The sequence below is a fragment of the Streptomyces sp. WG5 genome (assembly GCF_049974565.1).
Classification (GTDB): domain Bacteria; phylum Actinomycetota; class Actinomycetes; order Streptomycetales; family Streptomycetaceae; genus Streptomyces.
Genome location: NZ_JBNGGC010000022.1, coordinates 117,251 through 136,267, shown reverse-complemented (window position 1 = coordinate 136,267; position 19,017 = coordinate 117,251). Strand labels below are relative to the sequence as shown.

The following is a 19,017-nucleotide window of genomic DNA, read 5'->3' as shown; positions in this document are numbered from 1 at the left end:
GGGGGGGGGGGGGGGGGGGGGGGGGGGGGGGGGGGGGGGGGGGGGGGGGGGGGCCGCGGGGGGGGGGGGGGGGCGGGGGGGGGGGGGGGGGGCCCCCCCGCCCGCACGCCGGTGTCAGGACGGCTTCTGCCCGTCCGCGGCCTGCGGGCGGCCACCGAAGCCGAGCAGACCCACCGCCACGTTCACGGCGATCCACACGAACAGCACCAGGAAGCCGCGCTGGATCGACTCGGTGAACGCGGTGGCCGGGTCCACGCCGTCCGCGGTGAGCTCCGCCAGGCGCGAGCCGACGACCGTGGCCGTCACGGCGAGGGCGAGCGCGCCGCCGATCTCGGTGGACGCGTTGAGCACCGCGGACGTGGTGCCCGCGTCCTGCTCCGTCGCGTCCCGCGTGCCCACGACGGGCGCCGTCATCAGGCACAGGACCAGGCCGACGCCGAGCAGGGCGGTGACGGGCAGGAGCAGCGACCAGTACGTCGTCTCGGTCGGCGCGTTGACCATCAGGACCAGCACGCCGGCCAGCAGCACGTTGCCCAGGATGTACGGGACCCTGGGGCCGTACTTGGCGATCAGTACCGGGACGGCGCCGGAGACGCCGAGCATGGCGAGGCAGGTCGGGATGTAGGCGAGGCCGACCTCCAGGGGGCTGTAGCCCAGGACCTCCTGCATGTACTGGGGCAGCATGAAGAAGGACGGCAGCATCAGGCCGGCCGAGATCAGCTGGGCGAGCGTGCCCGAGGTGACGGACTTGCGGCGCAGCAGCGGCAGCGGCAGCAGCGGCGCCTTGGCCGTGCCCTCCACGCGCACGAACACGGTGAGCAGCACGGCCGCCGCGCCCAGCGACACGAGGGCCACCGAGTCGCTCCAGCCGTCGTGGCCCGCGCGGACGATGCCGTAGACGAGGGCCAGCAGGCCCAGGGTGCCGGTCACGGCGCCGACGACGTCCGCCGGCGGCCGGGGCCCGGCCGGGGCGCTGCGCGGAATCCAGAGGAAGCAGGCGATCAGCAGGGCCGCTCCGATCGGGATGTTGATCAGGAACGCCAGTCGCCAGTCCACGTCGGTGATCGCCCCGCCCAGGAGGGTGCCGAGGCTGGCGCCCACGCCCATCACGGTGCCCCAGACGCCGAGCGCCTTGGCCCGCTCCTTGGGCTCCGGGTAGGTGGTGACGAGGATGGACAGGGCGGCGGGGGACAGCGCGGCGGCGCCCACGCCCTGCAGCCCGCGGCCGGTCAGCAGCATGCCGCCGCTCTCCGCGACGGCCGCCAGCAGCGAGCCGGCCGTGAACAGCAGCAGGCCGGCCACCAGAACGGAGCGCCGGGCGAACACGTCGGTGAGCCGGCCGCCGAGCAGCATCAGCCCGCCGAACAGCACCACGTAGATGTTCATGACCCACTGCAGGCCGGAGGTGCTCAGACCGAGGTCCGCGCGCAGCTCCGGCAGCATCACGTTGGCGATCGTGGAGTCCAGGACGCAGATCAGCTGGGCGGTGGCCACCAGGAAGAGGACCAGGCCGCGCCTGACGGCCGGGCCCGGGCTCGCGCCGGTGTCCGTGTCCCGCCCGGGGACGGTGGACACGGGCGCGGGTTCGGTGCGCTGCGTGTCGTACGCGTCGATGCTCATGACGGTGTGTTCCTCCCGGCTCAGGCGGCTTCGCTGATGCGTTCGTAGATGGCGGACATACTGCGGTCGGCGAGCAGCCTGCCGACCGGGACCCGGCTGCCGGTCTGCTGCTCGACGGCGGCGACGAGGCGGACCATGTGCATCGAGTCCCAGCTGACGACGCGGTCGAAGTCGGCGTCGAGGTCGTCGGTGCCGAGCGGCAGGTCGAGTTCGTCGCGGACGAGGTGGATGAATTCCTCTTTGGTCATCGGTGGGCCCCTTCCAGGGCGCAGTCGAGGCTGATGTGCGAGGGCACGGCAGGAAGGTCCCGCAGGCCGTGCCGGAAGCGGACTTCGTCGTCCGCGACGGAGAGGGTGGTGAAGCCCAGGGAGGGCCAGAACCCACGGACGTTCCGGTTCTTCCCGGTCGGCCGGTAGACGGCGGTGACCTGCGTGGCGCCCGTCGCCCGGGCGTGGCCGAGCAGCGCGGCGACGGCGGCCTGCTCGATGCCCCGGGCGAACACCCGGCAGGACAGCAGCATGTTGTCGACGCGGAGCGTGTCGCCGTCGCGCCGGGCGAGGACCGCGCCGACGACGCCGTTGTCGCCGAAGAGGTCGGCCGAGCGGATCACCAGGACCAGGTGGGCGGGGTCGGTGAGCCGCTCGGTGACGTCGGCGGCCCGCAGCCGGACCGTGGTCAGGTTGAACTGGTTGGTGCGCAGGGACAGCTGGGCGATCCGGTCCGCGTCGCCGGGGGCGGCCTCCGCGAGGGCGACCCGCACCCCCAGCCGGCTCAGGTACTCCTCCTGGGAGCCGGCGCTCTCCAGCAGGTCGGCACGGACCGACTCGGTGCGGTACCGGGCCGCGCGGGCCCGGTCCTCCGCGGTGAGCCGTGCGGTGTCGAACCAGCCGTCGGCGAGCAGCTTCTCGACGTGCAGCGCCGGTTCGTCGTCCAGCCGGACCACGGCGACCTGCGGCAGCCCGGCGGCGACGAGCCCGCACTCGAAGGGCGAGTCGTCGACGAACACGAGACTGTCCACGCCCACGTTGAGCCGGCGGGCGATGTCCTCCAGATTGGCGTCCTTGGGCCGCCAGTTGGCGTTGATCCGGGCGAAGTCGTCCTCCCTCAGCACCATGTCGGGGTGCTCGCGGACGACCCGGACGAGGTCGTCGTGGTCGTTCTTGCTGCTGACGGCGAGGAGGACGCCCTGCGAGCCCAGCTGCCGCACCAGACGCTGGAAGGTGCCGAACGCCTCGCCGCGGAAGGTGGTCGCCGCGGCGATCCCGTCCGGGCCGTCGTCGCCGAGCACGCCGTCCCACAGGGTGTTGTCGGCGTCGACGACGAGCACCTTCTTGGTCCGGCCGCGCAGCATCCGGGACAGGTGGGCGACCTCGCGGGCGTACCGGGCCAGCAGGTCGTCGCCGAGGACGGCCTTCGCGTACGCCGCCATGCGGGCGTCGTTGAGGGCGGTCCCGGCCGCGACGAGCGGGTCGAGGTCGACGACGTGCACGCGCGGGTCGGCCAGCGACAGCCGCAGCAGGCCGCTGTTGAAGTCCCGCCAGGCCAGCCCCGCCCGGGCCCGCGACTCGTGGTCGACGAGCTGGTGGGTGACCGTGCGCGGCAGCGGCACCGTGTTGAGGACCAGGTCCGCGCGCGCGTGCGCGGTGAAGGTGCCGGCCAGCCGCTCGATCTCGGCGAGCTTGCGCCGCACCGCCCGCGCGAGGTCCTCCGCCTGCCAGGGGGAGCCCAGCTCGTCCAGCAGGACCTGCGGGTCGAGCACGCACAGGGCGAGATCGACGTCGGCGGCGTACAGCGGGCTGCCGGTGTCCCGCAGATCGCGCTGGTAGGCGTCGAAGTCGCTCGGCCGGGTCTCGGTCAGCACGCCGTGCCGGCCGAACTCGGCGGCCAGCGGGTCGCCCAGGCCGCCCAGGGTGGAGTGCCCGGTGACGGCGATGACCGCGGTCTCCGTCTCCGGCCAGGCCGCCAGGACCTGGGCGTGGTCCAGCTGGGCGAGGACCGAGCCCGCCCGCCGCAGGTCCGTCTCCGCGCCGGTGCCGGCCAGCTCCGCGAGCAGGGGCGCGATCCGCGGGTAACGGGCGGCGAGCTGTCCTTCCCGGCGCAGCGTGCGCAGCGCCGCCAGCGGGGACGGACGGGTTTCGGGTGGGGCCGGGCTGGATACCGTGGTCAATGCTCTCTCCTCACTTCGCCGCGTTCGGTGGGGCACCGGTGCGCGGCACCGTCCGCACGGTCGCCCCGCCCGTGGCCCAGGCTGGTCGTCGCCGCTTGAGCCCCGCTCGTACGGGCCTGCACCCGCCCGCCGCGGCACGTGCGGTGCTCCCGCGGGGCGCATGTGTTCTTCACGCTTCGGGCAAGGGGGGTTTCACAGCGGGCCGGTGAGCCTCGCACTGCCGCCGGACCCCCGTGGTGGACAACCATGAGGGCATCAATGCGACCCGGTGAGTGGGGGAGGCGTCCGACATGGACATCAAGATCCTGGGTTCTTTCGAGGCGACGGAGAACGGGGTCGCGCTGCTGCCGACCGCGGGAAAGCCGCGTCAGGTACTGGCACTGCTGGCACTCCAGGCCGGCCAGGTGGTTCCCGTGGCCAGCCTGATGGAGGAGCTGTGGGGAACCGAGCCACCGCGCAGCGCCCAGACGACGCTGCAGACGTACATCCTGCAGCTGCGCAAGCGGCTCGCGGCCGCGCTGCCCGCGGACGGGCCGCGCAGTGCCAAGGACGTGCTGACCACCCGGTACGGCGGTTACCTGCTGGACATCACGCCCGAGGAGACGGACGTCCACGCCTTCGAGCGGATGACCGCGGCGGGGCGGCGGGCGATGGACCTCGGGGACCGGGCGACCGCGTCGCGGCTGTTGCGTTCGGCGCTGGCGGTGTGGCGCGGCCGGGCACTGGTCGACGTGTGCACCGGGATGCGGCTGAGCGTGGAGGTCACCCGCCTGGAGGAGAACCGGCTGATGGCCGTCGAGGCGCGGGTCGAGGCCGACCTGTCACTGGGCCGGCACCAGGCGCTGCTGAGCGAACTGGCGGTGCTCACCGCGCGGCATCCGATGCACGAGAACCTGCGCGCGCAGTACATGATCGCGCTCTACCGGTCCGGTCAGCAGTGGCGGGCGCTGGAGGCCTTCACCGCACTGCGCGAGTGCCTGGTCGAGGAGCTGGGGGTGACGCCGTCGCCGCGGCTGCAGGAACTGCAGCGGGCGATCCTCGTCTCCGACCCCGAGCTGGACCGCTTCACCGTCCGCAGCGACCTCACCGTGTGAGCCTGCGCCCGCACCTGCGCCCGCACCCGCGCCCGAACCCGAACCCGTACCCCCACGACGTCCGACCCACCCCCATGCCGAAACAGGAGTCCGTCATGCTCTCGTCCCTGAAGGCCCTCAACATGCTGCTGATGTTCCTGCTGGAACTCGCGGTGTACGCCGCGGCCTCGCTCTGGGGATTCACCGCCAGCGACAAATGGCCGGTCAAGCTGGCCCTGGGGATCGGCGCGCCGGTCGCGCTGATCGCGGTGTGGGCGCTGTTCGGCTCGCCCAAGGCGCCGTACCCGCTGCACGGAGGCGGACGGGTCGCCCTGGAGGTGCTGTGGTTCGGCGCCGGTGCCGCCGCCCTGGCCGCCTCGGGGAGGCCGGGCTGGGCGGCGGGCTTCGCCGGTCTCTACCTGGTCAACGCGGCGCTCCGGCTCCTGTGGAACCAGTGACGCCCGTTCACCACCGGGGCGTCTCCAGGAACTCCAGGACGGCGACGGTCCACATGAAGCCCACCCCGACCCCCATCGTGACCAGCAGGTCGCCGGGCCGGGGACCGCGGGTCTCGGCGACGTGGTTGATGCCGATGAGCTGGTCGCCGGCGCCCATGTGCCCGAGGTCGCGGCCCCAGTCGTACACGGTGGTGTCCGGGTCGACGCCGAGCACGGAGTGGAACGAGAACTCCACGATCGTCTCGGCGATGTTGGAGTGCACGAAGAACCGGGCGTCCGGCAGCTTCGCGTCGGCGTCGTCGAGCGCCTCCCGCAGGACCTGGGAGGCGTTCTTCGTCATCCGCTGGATGACCCGGTCGTAGCCGCCCTCCTCCCGGAGCAGGTAGTCGCTCTTGCGGCTGCGCAGATCGACCGGCCCGCCGTCGTGGAAGGGGCCGTCGGTCCAGCCGGTCGTCCCGCGGTAGATGGGCTCCAGCGAGGAGTCGGAGCAGCTGGCGGTGGAGCGCAGCCGGGCGAACCCGCCCCGGTTGGACAGGACCATCGCGCCGGCCCCGTCGCCGTACACCGACTGGCTGTCGCTTCCCCAGCGGTCGAAGTACGGCATGCGGAAGGCGTCGCCGGTGGTCACCAGCGCGGCCTGCGGGGTGCCGCGCGCGGCGAGGTGGGAGGCGGCGAGTTCCACGGCGGCCAGGCCCCCGTTGGAGCCCTGGCGGACCTCGACGGTCAGACCGGTGCCGCCGACCGCCTCGCGCTGCACGTAGTTGACCGGGGTCCAGAAGTCCTGGCCCTGGTGGCCGACGCAGGCGTGCAGCACCATCCCGTAGCGGTCGGCGGGCAGCCCGGCCCGGGCGACCGCCTGCCGGCCGGCGGCCGCGGCCATCACCGGGGCCGGCTCGTCGGGGCCGGCCACGCGCACCGCGCGGATGCCGTTGGCCCGGGCCTCCTCGGCGTCGTAGCGGCCCGCGGCGACCGCCTCGTCGGCGGTCTCCACCCGCTCGGGCAGGTGGGCGCCGAGTCCGGCGACGTACACGTTGTCCCAACGCATCGTGGTCTCCTCTTCCTACGCCGCCTGGGGCGTGGAGTCGTGCCGGCAGGTTCCGATCTGCCGGACCAGCTGGTCGGTGAGGGCGGGGAAGCGGTCGTTCAGGAAGTAGAAGTGGCCGCCGGGGAAGAACTTCTGGGCGAAGCGGGAGGAGGTCTCCCGCCGCCACAGATGCATGGCCGCCGGGGGCGCCCAAAGGTCCTGCGTGCCGCCGAACACACTCAGCGGTGATCTCATCGGCGAACGGGTCGCGGCCGGACGGTAGTGGTCGACCGCGGTCAGATCGGCGCGCACGGTGCGCAGGAACCGGTCCACGAAGTCGGCGGACTCGGTGACCCGTTCCGGCATCCCGCCCAGGCCGAGCAGGACCCGCAGCAGGGCGTCGTCGTCGAGGGTGCTGAGCGGGACGGCGCCGGGGCGTTCGAAGTGCGGGGCGACGCGCCCCGACACGCCCGTCCACACCGGGGCACTGCCCAGGCCTTCCAGGGACCGTGCCGTCTCCAGCGCCACGACGGCGCCCATGCTGTGCCCGAACAGGGCGAGCGGGGTGCCGTCGACCCAGGGCAGGACGTCGGCGACGGCGGTGGCGACCACCTCGGTCATGTCGTCCAGGGCCGGCTGCCCGGCCCGCCGGCCCCGGCCGGGCAGGTCGAGCAGCAGCAGGTCCCAGTCGTCCGGCAGGCACTGGACCAGCGGCCGGTAGACGGCCGCCGAACCGCCCGCGTGGTGGAAGCCGACCAGCCGGACGGCGGGCGCGTCGACCGGACGCGGACGGTGGAAGGCTCGGGTGCGGCTGTTCATCGGTCCCCTCCGGTGGCGGCGCTCACCTGGTCGCCCAGGTACGCCAGCAGGTCACCGACCGGCATCTCCACCGGGCAGTCGAGCGTGGGCAGTTCCACCCCGTAGCGCTGCTCGACGCTCTTGGTGAGCAGCATCGCGGTGAAGGAGTCGCCGCCGACCTCGCAGAACGGTGTCTCGGCGGGCAGCAGGCCGTCCGCCTTGAGGACGGCGGCCAGTTCGGTGGCGAGGTAGGCGCTGATCTCCGCCGGATCGCGGGGCACCGGCCGGGGGCCCGGCGCCGCCGCGGTCTCCACGGCCGCGGCGGCCTCGTCCGCCCGGGACGGCTCGGTCTCCTCGACCCAGAACCGCTTGCGCTGGAACGGGTAGGTGGGCGCCTCGGTGAACCGGGCGCCGGGCGCGGCCAGCAGCTCCAGACGCAGGTCGGCGCCCGAGTGGAAGAGCGCGGCCAGGGCGGCGGCCAGCAGCCGGGGGGCGGCCTCCGGGTCGTCCGCGACCAGCGGCAGCGTCTCCCCGGCGGCCGTCAGGTAGGCCACCGGTCCGTGCGCCGTCTCCCGGGCCGGTGCCGCGGACGTCCGCACGCCCAGCGCGGCCAGGACACCGCCGAGCCGGGCGGCGGGGCCCGCGGAACCCGTGGCTGTGGCGGCCAGCCGGGGGTAGGCGCGGGCCAGTACGGCGAGCGCCCGCTCCAGCACCTCCTCGGACCCGGGGCAGGAGCTGAACGTGACCCGGTCGACGGCCGGGACGGTGACGCCGCGCCGCACGCCGGTGAGGGCCGCGGCCAGTTCCCCGGCGCCGGTGCCCACGACGGCGAGCCGGTGCCCGAAGTGGACCCGTCCGGCGCGCAGGGTGTGGCACAGCGCGGCCACCCCGGCCGCGTCCCGTCCGGCGAGCGCGGTACGCACCCGGTCGGTCAGTTCGGCGAGCGCCGCCGGGTCCTTGGCGGACAGCGTCAGCAGCTCCGGGTGGCCCGGCTCGGGCGCCGGTCCGCCGGCCGCCCGCGGGGCGGGCGCCGCGAGCACGGCGTGCGCGTTCGTGCCGGACAGCCCGAAGGCGCTGACGCCGGCCACGCGCGCACCGTCCCGCGCGGGCCACGGCACCGGCCCGCGGGGCACCGCCACACCGATCTGCTCCCAGGGGATGAGGGAGTTCAGGCGGCCGTCGCCCTGCTGCACGCTCGCCGGGACGCGCTCCTCGCCCAGCAGGACGACCAGCTTCAGCAGCCCGGCGATACCGGCGGCGGCCTCCAGGTGCCCGATGCGGGACTTCACGCTGCCGAGCACGACCGGCTCCCCACGCGTCCCGCTCCCGGTGCCGACCACCGCGTCCAGGGCGCCGACCTCGATCGGGTCGCCGAGCGCGGTGCCGGTGCCGTGCGCCTCGACGTAGCCGACGGCGGACGGCTCGGTGCGGGCGTCGGCGAGGGCCGCGCGGACCACCTCCTGCTGCGCGGGCCCGCTGGGCACGGTGAACCCGGAGGACGCCCCGTCGTGGTTGACGGCGGTGCCGCGGATCACCGCGTGCACCTGGCGGCCCTCCGCGACGGCGTCGTCCAGGCGCATCAGCGTCAGCATGCCGACGCCCTCGCCGCGGCCGTAACCGTCGGCGTCCGCCAGGAAGGTGCGCGACCGGCCGCCGGCCGACAGGGCCTCGCCCTGGCACAGCGCCACCATCAGGTCCGCGCCCAGGATCAGGTTGGAGCCGCCGGCCAGCGCGTAGCGGCAGTCGCCGTCGCGCAGCGCCCGCACCGCCTGGTGCACCGCCACCAGCGCGGAGGAGCAGGCGGTGTCGATGCTCAGCGCGGGACCCGACAGGCCCAGCGCGTAGGAGATCCGGCCGGCCAGGAAGCAGTGCCCGCTGCCGGTGCTGTGGTACGGGTCGATACGGCTGTAGTCGCCGTCACCGACGAAACGCCGGCCGTACTCCGACGCCATCACGCCGACGAACACGCCGACCGGCAGCCGGTCCTGACGGCGCGCCGCGACTCCGGCCCGCTCCAGCGCCTCCCACGAGACCTCCAGCAGCAGCCGCTGCTGGGGGTCCATCGTCTCGGCCTCGCGCTGCGAGATGCCGAAGAAGGCGGCGTCGAAGGAGGCGATGTCGTCGAGGAACCCGGCCCGGTCCACGTAGGACCGGCCGGCGGTGCCGCGCTCGGGGTGGTGGACCGCCCGCAGCGAGGGGCGGTCCCCGGGTATCGGGACGAGGGCCCGGAAGTCCGGGTCGTCGGCGTACAGGAAGTCGCGGTAGGCGCGCGGGGTGTCGACGCCGCCGGGCAGCCGCATCGCCGTGCCGACCACGGCCACGGGTGCGTGCGCGCGGGCCTCGGCCGCCGCCAGCCGCTCCTTGAGCCGGCGGGACAGCCGGAGCTGGTCCTCGATCACCCGCCGCAGTTCTTCGGGATTCACTGGTGCTTCGGACATCTCACTGCTCCTGCGCTCGGTGGTCATCGCCTGCTCACTGGTCCTGGGCGAGGTCGTCGGTGACGGCCCGGAGCAGCTCGTCGAGGGAGAGGCCCTCGAGGGGGCCGGCGGTGGGAAGGGAGTCGGGGGAGGGGAGGGGATCGGCGGACGGGAGGACGGGACCGGAGGAGGCCGGGGCCGCCACGGCCGCCGCCGGAGCGAGGGCCTGGTCGGGTGCCGGACCGCCGGACCCGGTGCGGGCGGGATCGGACGCGGCGAGGAAGCCGCTCATCGCGAGCACGCTCGGATGGTCGATGGCGATGGTGGCGGGCAGGTCCCGGCCCATGGCGTGGGCCAGGGCGGCCCGCAGGTCGATCGCCATGATGGAGTCGAGACCGAGCTGCGAGAAGCCCTCCGCGTCGGCGGAGCCGTCCTCGGGCAGACCGTCGTCGGAGCCGAGCATCCGGGCGACCAGGGACCGCACGGCGTCCCGCAGCACCCGCTCGGCGTCGTCGGCGCCGGACGCCGCGAGCCGGTCCCGCAGCCAGCCGGCCGGCTCGCCCCCGCCGCTCGCGCCCCGGGGCGCGGCCACCGGTTCGGTCAGCGCGGCGACCAGCGCGGCCCGCGGATGCCCCGCGGCCTGGCCGGCGTAGCGGGCCGGGTCCAGGGCGACCACGACCAGGCGGTCCTGTGCGCCCTCGGCGGCGAGCGCCAGCGGCAGCGCCGCGTCGGCGTCGGTCAGCGGCCGGATGCCGATCCGCTGCGCCGCCCGCTCGACGGCCGCCGCGGCGGCCATGCCGCCCTTGGCCTCCGGCACCCACGGGCCCCAGTTGACGCCGACGGCGGGCAGACCCCGCTCGCGCAGCGCCTCGGCCAGACCGTCCAGGTAGCCGTTGGCGGCCGCGTAGTTGGCCTGCCCGGGGGAGCCGAGCACCGAGGAGACGGACGAGAACAGCACCACCGCCCGCGGATCGTGGCCGGCGACCGCGTCGGCGAGGACGTCGGCGCCCCGTGCCTTGGCGTGGAAGACCTTCTCGTAGGAGGCGTCCGTCAGGGAGGGGAAGGCACCGTCCGCGTTGACGCCGGCCAGGTGGTACACCGTGCCCAGCGGGCCGTCGGCGGTGGCGGCGGCAACGGCCCGCGCCATGTCGGCCGGGTCGGTGACGTCGCCGCGCACCAGGGACACGCGGACCCCGGCCGCGGTGAGCGAGTCGATCACCCCCTGCTCGACGTCGCCGGGCGCGGACCGGGCCATCAGCGTGACCCGGTCGCCGCCGCGGGCGGCGTGCGCGGCGGCCACGGCCAGGCCCAGCGCGCCGAGACCACCGGTGATCAGCGCGCCCCCGGCCCGCTCGCGGGCGGCGGGCTGGGCGGGTACGCCGACCAGGCGGGCGACGCGGACACCGGAGTCCGTGAGCGCGAGCCGGGTCTCCCCGGGCAGGCCGCCGAGCAGCGCGGCGACCCCTTCGGCCCGCCAGCCCGCGTCCAGCCGCAGCCGGGTCAGGCGGCGCTCGGTCTGCTCCGCCTCGAGGGAGCTCAGCAACCCGAACAGGGCCTCCCGCAGTGGTGCCCGCACCGCGTCACCGTCGGCGAGCAGCACGTAGGGCAGCTCCGGCGGCAGCGCGCGCAGGGTGGCGGCGAGCGCACGGACCGCGCCCAGCACGGCCCCGGCGCCGGGTGCGCCGTCCGTGTCCGGCCCGGCACCGGACGGGCGCGGTGCCAGCCAGCGGGCGTCCACCACGAGCCCGGCGTCCGGACGGTCCGGGCCGTCGGGGAGGCCGTCGCCGTGCACCGACACCTGGTGGCCGGCGGCCTCCAGCGCGGCGGCCAGCGCGTGGGTGTCGTCGGCGTCGCCGAGCAGGGCCACCGGCACCGGAGCGGTGAGCGGCGCGGACGCGTCCTGCGGCAGCGGCACCCAGTCCAGGGTGCGGACCAGGCCGTCCCCGCGCAGACCCGCCTCCAGGACGGCCCGCGAGGCGTGCCGGATGCGGAACTCGTCGGCCCGGAACACGCTGTGCTCACCACCGGTGGCCGGGTCGACCGCGTACAGGTGCAGGTCCGCGGTCTCCACCCGCAGCCGGTCATTGGCCAGTGGCTCGGCGCGCAGCACCCGCACCTCGCCCCACAGCTCGCCGCGGGTCGCCGGCCGGCCGTGGAAGGAGAGCTCCCGTGCGGCGAACGGGATGGCCAGGGACGGCGCCTCGGCCGCGCCCTCGTCCACCAGGAACACCGCGATGCTCTGGAAGCAGGAGTCGATCAGGCCGGGGTACAGCTCGTAGTCGGCCGGGTCGTCGGGCAGGTCCGGCATCCGGTAGCGCACCAGAGCCTGGTCGCCGCGGATCCACACCTCGTCGATCCAGCGGAAGGACGGGCCCAGGGTGTAGCCCAGGGAGCGGAAGTAGTCGTAGAAGTCGTCCCGGGTCAGGTGCCGGTCGGCGGCGGCCATGAAGGCGGCGCGGTCGGCCGGGCGGGGCCGGTGCGTCTCCTCGACGGCGGGGGTGGCGCACCGTCCGCCGATGTGCCGCTGCCAGATGCCGCGCTCGGGGTCGACGAGGCTCTGCACGGACAGCTCCGCGCTGCCGTCGGCGCCCGGCCGGTCGACGGTGATCTGCACCTCGTACTCCTCGCCGTCCTTGATGACGAGCGCCCGGGGGCAGATCAGGTCCCGTACGAGGACGGGCGAGCCGTCCCCGCCGAGGGCCGACAGCACGGTGCCCAGGTGGGAGGCGGCCGGGGTGACGACGGTTCCGTAGAGCCGGTGGTCGGTGAGGTAGGCCGGGAACGAGGTGCTGCGGGTGAAGGAGAACGCGCGCCCGGTCAGGGCGGGCGACTTCAGCTCCGCCCCCCAGTGGCGCCCGTGCCCCGGGCGCGGTCCGCCGGCCGGCGCGGGCGCGGCGGGGGCGGCGGTGGTCCAGTACGAGGTGTCCGCGAAGGGGTAGCGCGGCGCGGCGGCGCGGCCCGCGGGGCGGCCGGTGATCCGCGCGAAGTCCAGGTCCTGGCCCTGCTCGTAGAGGTGCCCCGCGGCGGCGAGCAGCTGGCTGCGGTCCACGCCGCCGCGGCGCAGCGAGGGCACGCCCCCGCCGGCCGGGGTGAGTCCGGCGGCCCGCACCAGGTTGACCAGGGTCCGGTCGGGGCCGACCTCCAGCAGGACGTCGACGCCCAGCTCGGCGAGGGCGAGGGCGCCCTCGTGGAAACGCACCGGCTGCCGGATGTGCCGCACGAAGTAGCCCGCGCCGTAGGTGTCGTCGGCCGCCTCGGCGCCCGTGACGTTGGCGATCACCGGGATGCGCGGGGCGCCGAAGGCGAGCGGGGCGACGGCGGCCTCGAACTCCGCGAGCACCGGGTCCATCAGCCGGGAGTGGAAGGCGTGCGAGACGGTCAGCGCCCTGCTGCGCACCCCGCGCTCCGTCAGCCGCGCGGCGAACGCGTCGAGAAGGTCCTTCGGTCCGGCCACCACGACCGACTCGGGCCCGTTGACGGCGGCCACGTCCACGCCGGCCTCCTCGGCCCAGGCCGCGACGGAGTCCGGGGCGGCGGAGACGGACAGCATGCCGCCGGGCTCGGTCGACTGCATCAGCCGGGCGCGGTGGGCGATCAGGGCCAGCCCGTCCTCGCGGCCGAGCACCCCGGCGTGCACGGCGGCGGCGACCTCGCCGACGCTGTGCCCCATCACGGCGGCGGCCCGCACGCCCCACGACTCCCACAGCGCGGCCAGGGCCAGCTCCAGTGCCACCAGGGCGGGCTGGGTGATCCGGGTCTGGTTCACGGCCTGCGGGTCGTCGCCGTAGAAGACCAGGTTGAGCAGTGAGTCGCCCAGGTACGGGGTGAGGATGCGGTCGCAGTCCTCGAAGACCGACGCGAACACCGGTTCGCTCTCGTACAGTTCGCGGGCCATGCCGAAGTACTGGGCGCCCTGTCCGGAGAACAGGAAGGCCACCCGGGGCGCCCGCGTGGCCGCCGTGCCGGGCGCGCCGGCCGCACGCAGCGCGGAGAGCAGCTTCTCGCGCCCGGTGCCCAGCACGGCCCGGCGCACGGGCAGGTGGGCGCGGCCGGCCGCGGCGACGGCGACGAGGTCGGGCAGCAGCTCCTCGTCCGCGCCTTCCAGTGCCTCTTCCCAGGCGGCCGTCACCCGTTCCAGGCCGGCCGCGTCCGGCGCGGACAGCGGCAGCAGCAGCGCACCCGGGTCCGGCGCGCTCCCCGCGGTGCTCCGGGCGGCGGGGGGTGCCTCGCCGAGGACGACGTGCGCGTTGGTGCCGGAGAAGCCGAAGCCGGAGACGCCGGCCAGGCGGGGGCGGTCGCCGGGTGTCCAGGAGACCCGGCCGTCGACGACCCGGATGTTCATGTCCCGCCACGGCACGTGCGGATTGGGCGTGCTGTAGTGCAGTCCGGCCGGGATCCGCCCGTGGCGCAGCGCGAGCACCGACTTGATCAGGGAGGCCATGCCGGAGGCCGACTCGCAGTGGCCGATGTTGCTCTTGACCGAGCCGATCAGCAGCGGCTCGCCGGGCCGGCGGCCGGGGCCCAGCACGTCCCAGGCGGCCTCCACCTCGATCGGGTCGCCCAGCGAGGTGCCCGTGCCGTGCGCCTCCAGGTAGTCGATGTCGGCGCCCTCGACGCCGGCGTCGGCGAGCGCCTCGCGGATCACCCGGCGCTGCGCGGTGCCGTTGGGCGCGGTGAACCCGGAGGAGGCGCCGTCCTGGTTGACGGCGCTGCCGTGGACGACCGCCAGCACCCGGTCGCCGTCGCGCAGCGCGTCGCTGAGGCGGCGCAGCACCAGCACCCCGACGCCCTCGGCGCGGACGAAACCGTCGGCGGAGGCGTCGAAGGTCTTGCAGCGGCCCTCGGGCGACAGCATGTGGGCGCGGGAGACGGCCACCGAGCAGGTGGGTGCCGTGATGACGTTGACGCCGCCGGCCAGGGCCCGGTCGGTCTCGCCGGTGCGCAGCGAGCGCACCGCCAGGTGCAGGGCGACCAGCGACGACGAGCAGGCGGTGTCGACCGCGAGCGCCGGGCCGTGCAGACCGAGGTAGTAGGCGATGCGTCCGGCCGCCGCGTTCAGCGCCGTGCCGGTGGGGAAGTAGGCGTCCAGCGCGTCCGCTCCGCCGCTCTCCATGACGCGGGCGTAGTCCGCGTTGGAGATGCCGACGAACACGCCGGTACGGCTGCCCGCGAGCGCGGAGGGGGCGCAGGCCGCGTCCTCCAGCGCGTGCCAGGACGCTTCGAGCAGCAGGCGCTGCTGCGGGTCGAGGCTCTCCGCCTCCCGGGCGGGGATGTCGAAGAACGCGGCGTCGAAGCGGCGGATGTCGCCGAGGAAGCCGCCCTGGGCGGGGGTGCCGAGGCGCTCGGCGTCCCAGCGGTCGGCGGGCACCGGGCCCACCCCGTCGCGGCCCTCTTCGAGCAGCGACCAGAAGTCCTCGACGGAGTCGGCGCCGGGGAAGCGGCCGGCCATGCCGACGACGGCTATGGGTTCCGAGGCCGGGGCGGCCGGGGCGGGTTCCTGGGCGCCCGCGGTTCCGGCCGCCGTGACGGGAAGGGCCGTCGCGGGGGTGGCCGCGGTGCTGCCCGCCGCGGTGGTGCCGGCCGTGAGGCGGGCGGGCGGGGTGCGGCGCGGCGCGGGGGTGGCGGGGGCGGGGGCGTCCGACAGGCGGCCGGTCAGCTCGGCGGACAGCCGCTCCAGGGAGGGGTGGCCGAAGACGTCGCCGATGCCGACGTCCAGGCCGAGCACCTCCGACAGCCGGGCCGAGGCGTCGACGGCCATGATCGAGTCCAGGCCCAGGTCGAGGAACCCGGTCCGCTCCGGCAGTGCGGCCGGGTCGTCGTGGCCGAGGATCTCGGCCAGCACCTCGCGGACGTGCGCGGCCACCAGCGCGGGCCGCCGGTGCCCGGGGGCGGCACGCAGCGCGTCGCGGGGCGCGACGGGCGCCTCCCCGGCGTCGGCGCCGCTGCCGGAGCCGGAGCCGGAGCCGGCGCGGGGGGCGGTGGCGGCGGCCGGTGCGGACGGCCGGGCCAGCAGGTCGAACAGGGGGCGCGGGCGTACGGCGTTCATGACGGCCGTGAAGCGGTCGGCGTCCAGGTCGCAGGCGACGAGATGGGCACCGTGCGGACCGGCCACGGCGAGGGCGGCACTGCCCTGCGCCGCGGTGACCGGGCGCACGCCCATCCGGGCGAGCTGGGTCCGGGCCTCGGAGTCGGCCATGCCGTCCAGGTCCCAGGGGCCGAAGGCGACGCTGCCGGCCGGCCGTCCGGACGCGGCGGCCCGTTCCGCCACCGCGTCCAGGGCGCCGTTCGCGGCCGCGTAGGCGCCGTAGCCGCTGGTGCCCCAGACGGCGGAGACGGAGGACAGCTGCACGAAGAAGTCCAGCGGCCGGTCGTCCGTCAGCAGCCGCAGCCAGTGCGCGCCGGTGAACTTGCCGTGCAGCGCGGTCGCGAAGGCCTCCTCGCCGGCCTCCGCCAGCGGCAGCCGCTCGATGGCGCCGGCGCCGTGCACCACCCCGCGCAGCGGGGGCAGCGCGTCGAGCGCGCTCAGGGCGGCGGCCAGCTCCGGACCGTCGCCGACATCGGCCTGCAGGTACGTCGTCGGGGTGCCGGACGCGGCCAGCCCGGAGAGCAGGTCCGTCGCCTCGGCGGGCAGCTCCTCCTGGGCGCGGCGGCCGAGCAGGACGAGGTGGCCGGCGCCGCGGGAGGCCAGGTCGCGGGCGAGCACACGGCCGACGGCGCCCAGGCCACCGCTCAGCAGATACGTTCCGTCCGGGCGCACCGGCAGCGGCTGCGGCTTCTCATCGGCCGGGCGCAGCCGGGCCGCGTGGACCTGGCCGGCGCGGACGGCGAGCAGGTCCTCGGCGTCCTGGGCCGCGAGCGCGGTCAGCGCGGCCGACGCGTCCTCGGGGCCGCAGTCGGCCGGAAGGTCCACGATGCCGCCCCACACGCGCGGGAACTCCAGGGCGAGTACGGGGGCGAGTCCGTGCAGCACCCCGTGGTCGCCCGCGGCGATCGCGTCGTCGCCGGTCACCTGACGCACGCCGGACGTGACGAGGTGGACGCGGCCGGGGCCGTCCGGCAGTGCGCGCACGGCGACGGTCGCGGCGGCGGCCAGGGCGGCGGCGTGCCGGGTGGGCGCGGGTTCGTCCGGTGCGCCGGGCAGCGGCGCCGCCGCGAGCGCGAGGAGCAGGTCCCCGGGGTGCTCGGCCCGGACCGCGGCCCACTGCGCGGCGGAGTCGGGCAGGGTGTCCAGCACCTCCACGGGGCGGTTGCCGCCGGCCCGCGCGGCCTGGGCGAGCAGGGCCACCAGAGCGGTGTCGTCACCGGCGACGAGCAGCGGACGGCCCGCGGCGGCGTCCGGGGCGTCCGGCACCTCCGGGGCGACGGGCGGGGTGTACGGGGTCCAGGCGACGTGCAGCGCGGGGAGTGCCGTCCGCGGGCCGTCGGCCCCGGCCTCGTCGGTGACGTGGCGGGTACCGGCGTCCGTGGCGGCCTGTTCCGTGGCCGCGTTCCCGGCGGACCGGGTTCCCGCGCCGCTGCCCGCGTCCGCGTTCCCGGCGTTTCCGGCGTTTCCTGCGTTTCCGGCGTTCCCGGCGGACCGGTTCCCCGTACCGCTGCCCGCGTCCGCGTCCCGGGCGGGCGCGTACCGCACCCGCTCCCACGGGTAGGCCGGCAGGCTGGTGACCGCGCGCGGCAGTCCGGCCGTGGCCGGGTCCGCCGGGGCGTCCGGCGCGGCGTCGGTCAGCCGTACCGCCTCCGGTGTGCCGCCCGCGGCGAGCTCGCGCAGGGCCGACAGCGCGGCCCGGGGGTCCTCGGCGGTGACCAGGGCGCGCACCCCGTGGCGGGCCCGGCCGTGGGTGACGGTGTAGGCGAACGCGGCGTACTCCTCGGCGGGCAGCTCCGCCAGGCGGCCGGCCAGCAGGCCCGCCCAGGTGCGCAGCGCGCCCTCGGTGCGGGCGGAGAGCTCGAAGCCGGCCACCGGGCCGGCGTCCGACGCGGCCGGTGTCCGCTCCCGCTCCGTCGGCGCGCCGAGGACGACGTGGGCGTTGGTGCCGCTCATGCCGAACGAGCTGACGCCCAGGCAGCTGCCCGGCCCGCTGTCGCCGGCCTCCCAGGGCAGCACCTCGCGGGGGAACTCGATGCCGGTGCCGTCGAGCTGGATGCGGGGGTTGAGGGTGCTCAGGTGCACGACCGGCGGGAGCAGGCGCCGCTGGACCGACAGCACGCCGCGGATGAGTCCCGCGATGCCGGAGGCCGCCTCCAGGTGGCCCAGGCCGGTCTTCACCGAGCCGATGCGCAGCGGGGCGCCGCCCGCGGACCGGTCCAGGGCGGCGACGATCGCCTCGACCTCGATGGGGTCGCCGAGCGCGGTGCCGGTGCCGTGCGCCTCGACGGCGCCGATCTCCGCAGGGCTCAGTCCGGCGTCGTCCAGGGCGGCCCGGATCAGGGAGATCTGCGCCCGGACGTTGGGTGCGGTGAAGCCCGAGGAACGGCCGTCCTGGTTGACCGCGCTGCCGCGGACCACGGCGTGCACGCGGTCGCCGTCGCGCCGGGCGTCGGCGAGCCGCTTCAGGACGACGACACCGCAGCCCTCACCGCGGGTGAAACCGTTGGCCCGCGCGTCGAAGGTCTTGCACAGGCCGTCCGGGGCCAGGGAGTTGGTCTGCTGGATCAGCCGGGTCGAGCGCGGCGACAGGATCAGGTTGACGCCGCCCGCGAGGGCCACGTCACACTCGCCGCGGCGCAGCGCCTGGCCGGCGAGGTGGACCGCGGTCAGGGAGGACGAGCAGGCGGTGTCCACGGCGACCGCCGGCCCCATCAGGCCCAGGGTGTAGGCGATCCGCCCGGCCGCGAAGCAGTGCCCGTTGCCGGTCAGCCAGTAGGCGTCCTCCTGCCCCGCGGGCTGCCAGTCGCGGTAGTCCTGGCCGGTCACGCCCACGTACAGTCCGGTGCGCCGTCCGCTCTCGGCGAGGGCGCGCGGCGGCAGCGCCGCGTCCTCCAGCGCCTCCCAGGCCACTTCGAGGAGCAGCCGGTGCTGCGGGTCGAGGCTGCGGGCCTCACGCGGGCTGACGCCGAAGAAGGCGGCGTCGAAACCGAGTACGTCGTCGAGGTGGCCACCGCGGTGCGGGAGGGCGTCCCACTCGGCGGTGAAGGGCTCCTTGCGGTGCTCGGGCATCGGACGGACCAGGTCACGGCCCTCGGCGAGGGCGTCCCAGTAGCCGTCGAGGTCGGCGATGCCACCGGGCAGCCGGAGCCCGACGCCGACCACGGCCAGCGGGCCGGCGTCGTCGGCCGGCCGGGCCTTCGCCTCGTCCAGCTCCGCGCGCAGCTTCTTGATGGTGTCCATCGCCCGGCTGAGCGGGGTGGCGGTGGGGCGTCCGGCGCCCCGGCCGGCCGGGGCCCCATGGGTCGGTGTGCTGGTCACAAGAAGTCCCTCGCGATCGGCAGTCGTTGCTGGCGGCTGAGCCAAGGCGGGACCGGG

Annotated in this window: 9 protein-coding genes; 2 read left to right on the top strand and 7 right to left on the bottom strand. The window is 75.9% G+C overall.

Annotated features, from left to right (window positions below):
* Positions 1-114: 114 nt before the first annotated feature.
* The 3 genes from ACP4IX_RS23455 to ACP4IX_RS23445 are packed head-to-tail and all read right to left on the bottom strand — an operon-like array spanning position 115 to position 3,787.
* Positions 115-1,620 (bottom strand): MFS transporter, encoded by a 1,506-nt coding sequence (locus ACP4IX_RS23455; RefSeq protein WP_426526372.1) that lies wholly within the window; start codon positions 1,618-1,620, stop codon positions 115-117.
* A gap of 20 nt (positions 1,621-1,640) precedes the next feature.
* Positions 1,641-1,868, bottom strand: coding sequence for an acyl carrier protein (locus ACP4IX_RS23450; protein WP_426526374.1), 228 nt, complete (start codon positions 1,866-1,868; stop codon positions 1,641-1,643).
* Positions 1,865-3,787, bottom strand: a complete 1,923-nt coding sequence (locus ACP4IX_RS23445; protein ID WP_426556539.1) for an HAD-IIIC family phosphatase — start codon at positions 3,785-3,787, stop codon at positions 1,865-1,867. Before ACP4IX_RS23445 ends, ACP4IX_RS23450 begins: the two co-directional genes overlap by 4 nt.
* Positions 3,788-4,077: 290 nt before the next feature.
* Here ACP4IX_RS23445 and ACP4IX_RS23440 point away from each other — a divergent pair, with 290 nt between their 5' ends.
* A complete protein-coding gene (locus ACP4IX_RS23440; protein WP_426556538.1) occupies positions 4,078-4,881 on the top strand; it encodes an AfsR/SARP family transcriptional regulator in 804 nt (267 codons plus the stop codon).
* A gap of 95 nt (positions 4,882-4,976) precedes the next feature.
* On the top strand, positions 4,977-5,318 hold the full coding sequence (locus ACP4IX_RS23435) for a YrdB family protein (RefSeq protein ID WP_426526380.1): 342 nt from the start codon (positions 4,977-4,979) through the stop codon (positions 5,316-5,318).
* Positions 5,319-5,325: 7 nt separating this feature from the next.
* Here the strand turns inward: ACP4IX_RS23435 and ACP4IX_RS23430 are convergent, their stop codons facing one another.
* From ACP4IX_RS23430 to ACP4IX_RS23415, 4 genes are read right to left on the bottom strand one after another with little or no spacing between them, the layout of a single operon-like run.
* Positions 5,326-6,363: a ketoacyl-ACP synthase III family protein gene (locus ACP4IX_RS23430; protein WP_426556537.1), complete on the bottom strand. Its 1,038-nt coding sequence runs from the start codon at positions 6,361-6,363 to the stop codon at positions 5,326-5,328.
* A gap of 15 nt (positions 6,364-6,378) precedes the next feature.
* Positions 6,379-7,161 carry a thioesterase II family protein gene (locus ACP4IX_RS23425; protein ID WP_426526384.1) on the bottom strand — a complete coding sequence of 261 codons (783 nt, stop codon included), beginning with the start codon at positions 7,159-7,161 and terminating at the stop codon, positions 6,379-6,381.
* Positions 7,158-9,578 carry a beta-ketoacyl synthase N-terminal-like domain-containing protein gene (locus tag ACP4IX_RS23420; RefSeq protein WP_426556536.1) on the bottom strand — a complete coding sequence of 807 codons (2,421 nt, stop codon included), beginning with the start codon at positions 9,576-9,578 and terminating at the stop codon, positions 7,158-7,160. The genes ACP4IX_RS23425 and ACP4IX_RS23420 overlap by 4 nt, the downstream gene beginning before the upstream one ends.
* A gap of 34 nt (positions 9,579-9,612) precedes the next feature.
* Positions 9,613-18,960 (bottom strand): SDR family NAD(P)-dependent oxidoreductase, encoded by a 9,348-nt coding sequence (locus ACP4IX_RS23415; protein ID WP_426556535.1) that lies wholly within the window; start codon positions 18,958-18,960, stop codon positions 9,613-9,615.
* Between the last annotated feature and the right edge of the window lie 57 nt (positions 18,961-19,017).

What these genes read in the sequence shown, in the direction of transcription:
- ACP4IX_RS23455 (WP_426526372.1), bottom strand. Translation starts at nt 1,620, where the DNA reads ATGAGCATCGACGCGTACGACACGCAGCGCACCGAACCCGCGCCCGTG.
- ACP4IX_RS23450 (WP_426526374.1), bottom strand. Translation starts at nt 1,868, where the DNA reads ATGACCAAAGAGGAATTCATCCACCTCGTCCGCGACGAACTCGACCTG.
- ACP4IX_RS23440 (WP_426556538.1), top strand. Translation starts at nt 4,078, where the DNA reads ATGGACATCAAGATCCTGGGTTCTTTCGAGGCGACGGAGAACGGGGTC.
- ACP4IX_RS23435 (WP_426526380.1), top strand. Translation starts at nt 4,977, where the DNA reads ATGCTCTCGTCCCTGAAGGCCCTCAACATGCTGCTGATGTTCCTGCTG.
- ACP4IX_RS23430 (WP_426556537.1), bottom strand. Translation starts at nt 6,363, where the DNA reads ATGCGTTGGGACAACGTGTACGTCGCCGGACTCGGCGCCCACCTGCCC.
- ACP4IX_RS23425 (WP_426526384.1), bottom strand. Translation starts at nt 7,161, where the DNA reads ATGAACAGCCGCACCCGAGCCTTCCACCGTCCGCGTCCGGTCGACGCG.
- ACP4IX_RS23420 (WP_426556536.1), bottom strand. Translation starts at nt 9,578, where the DNA reads ATGTCCGAAGCACCAGTGAATCCCGAAGAACTGCGGCGGGTGATCGAG.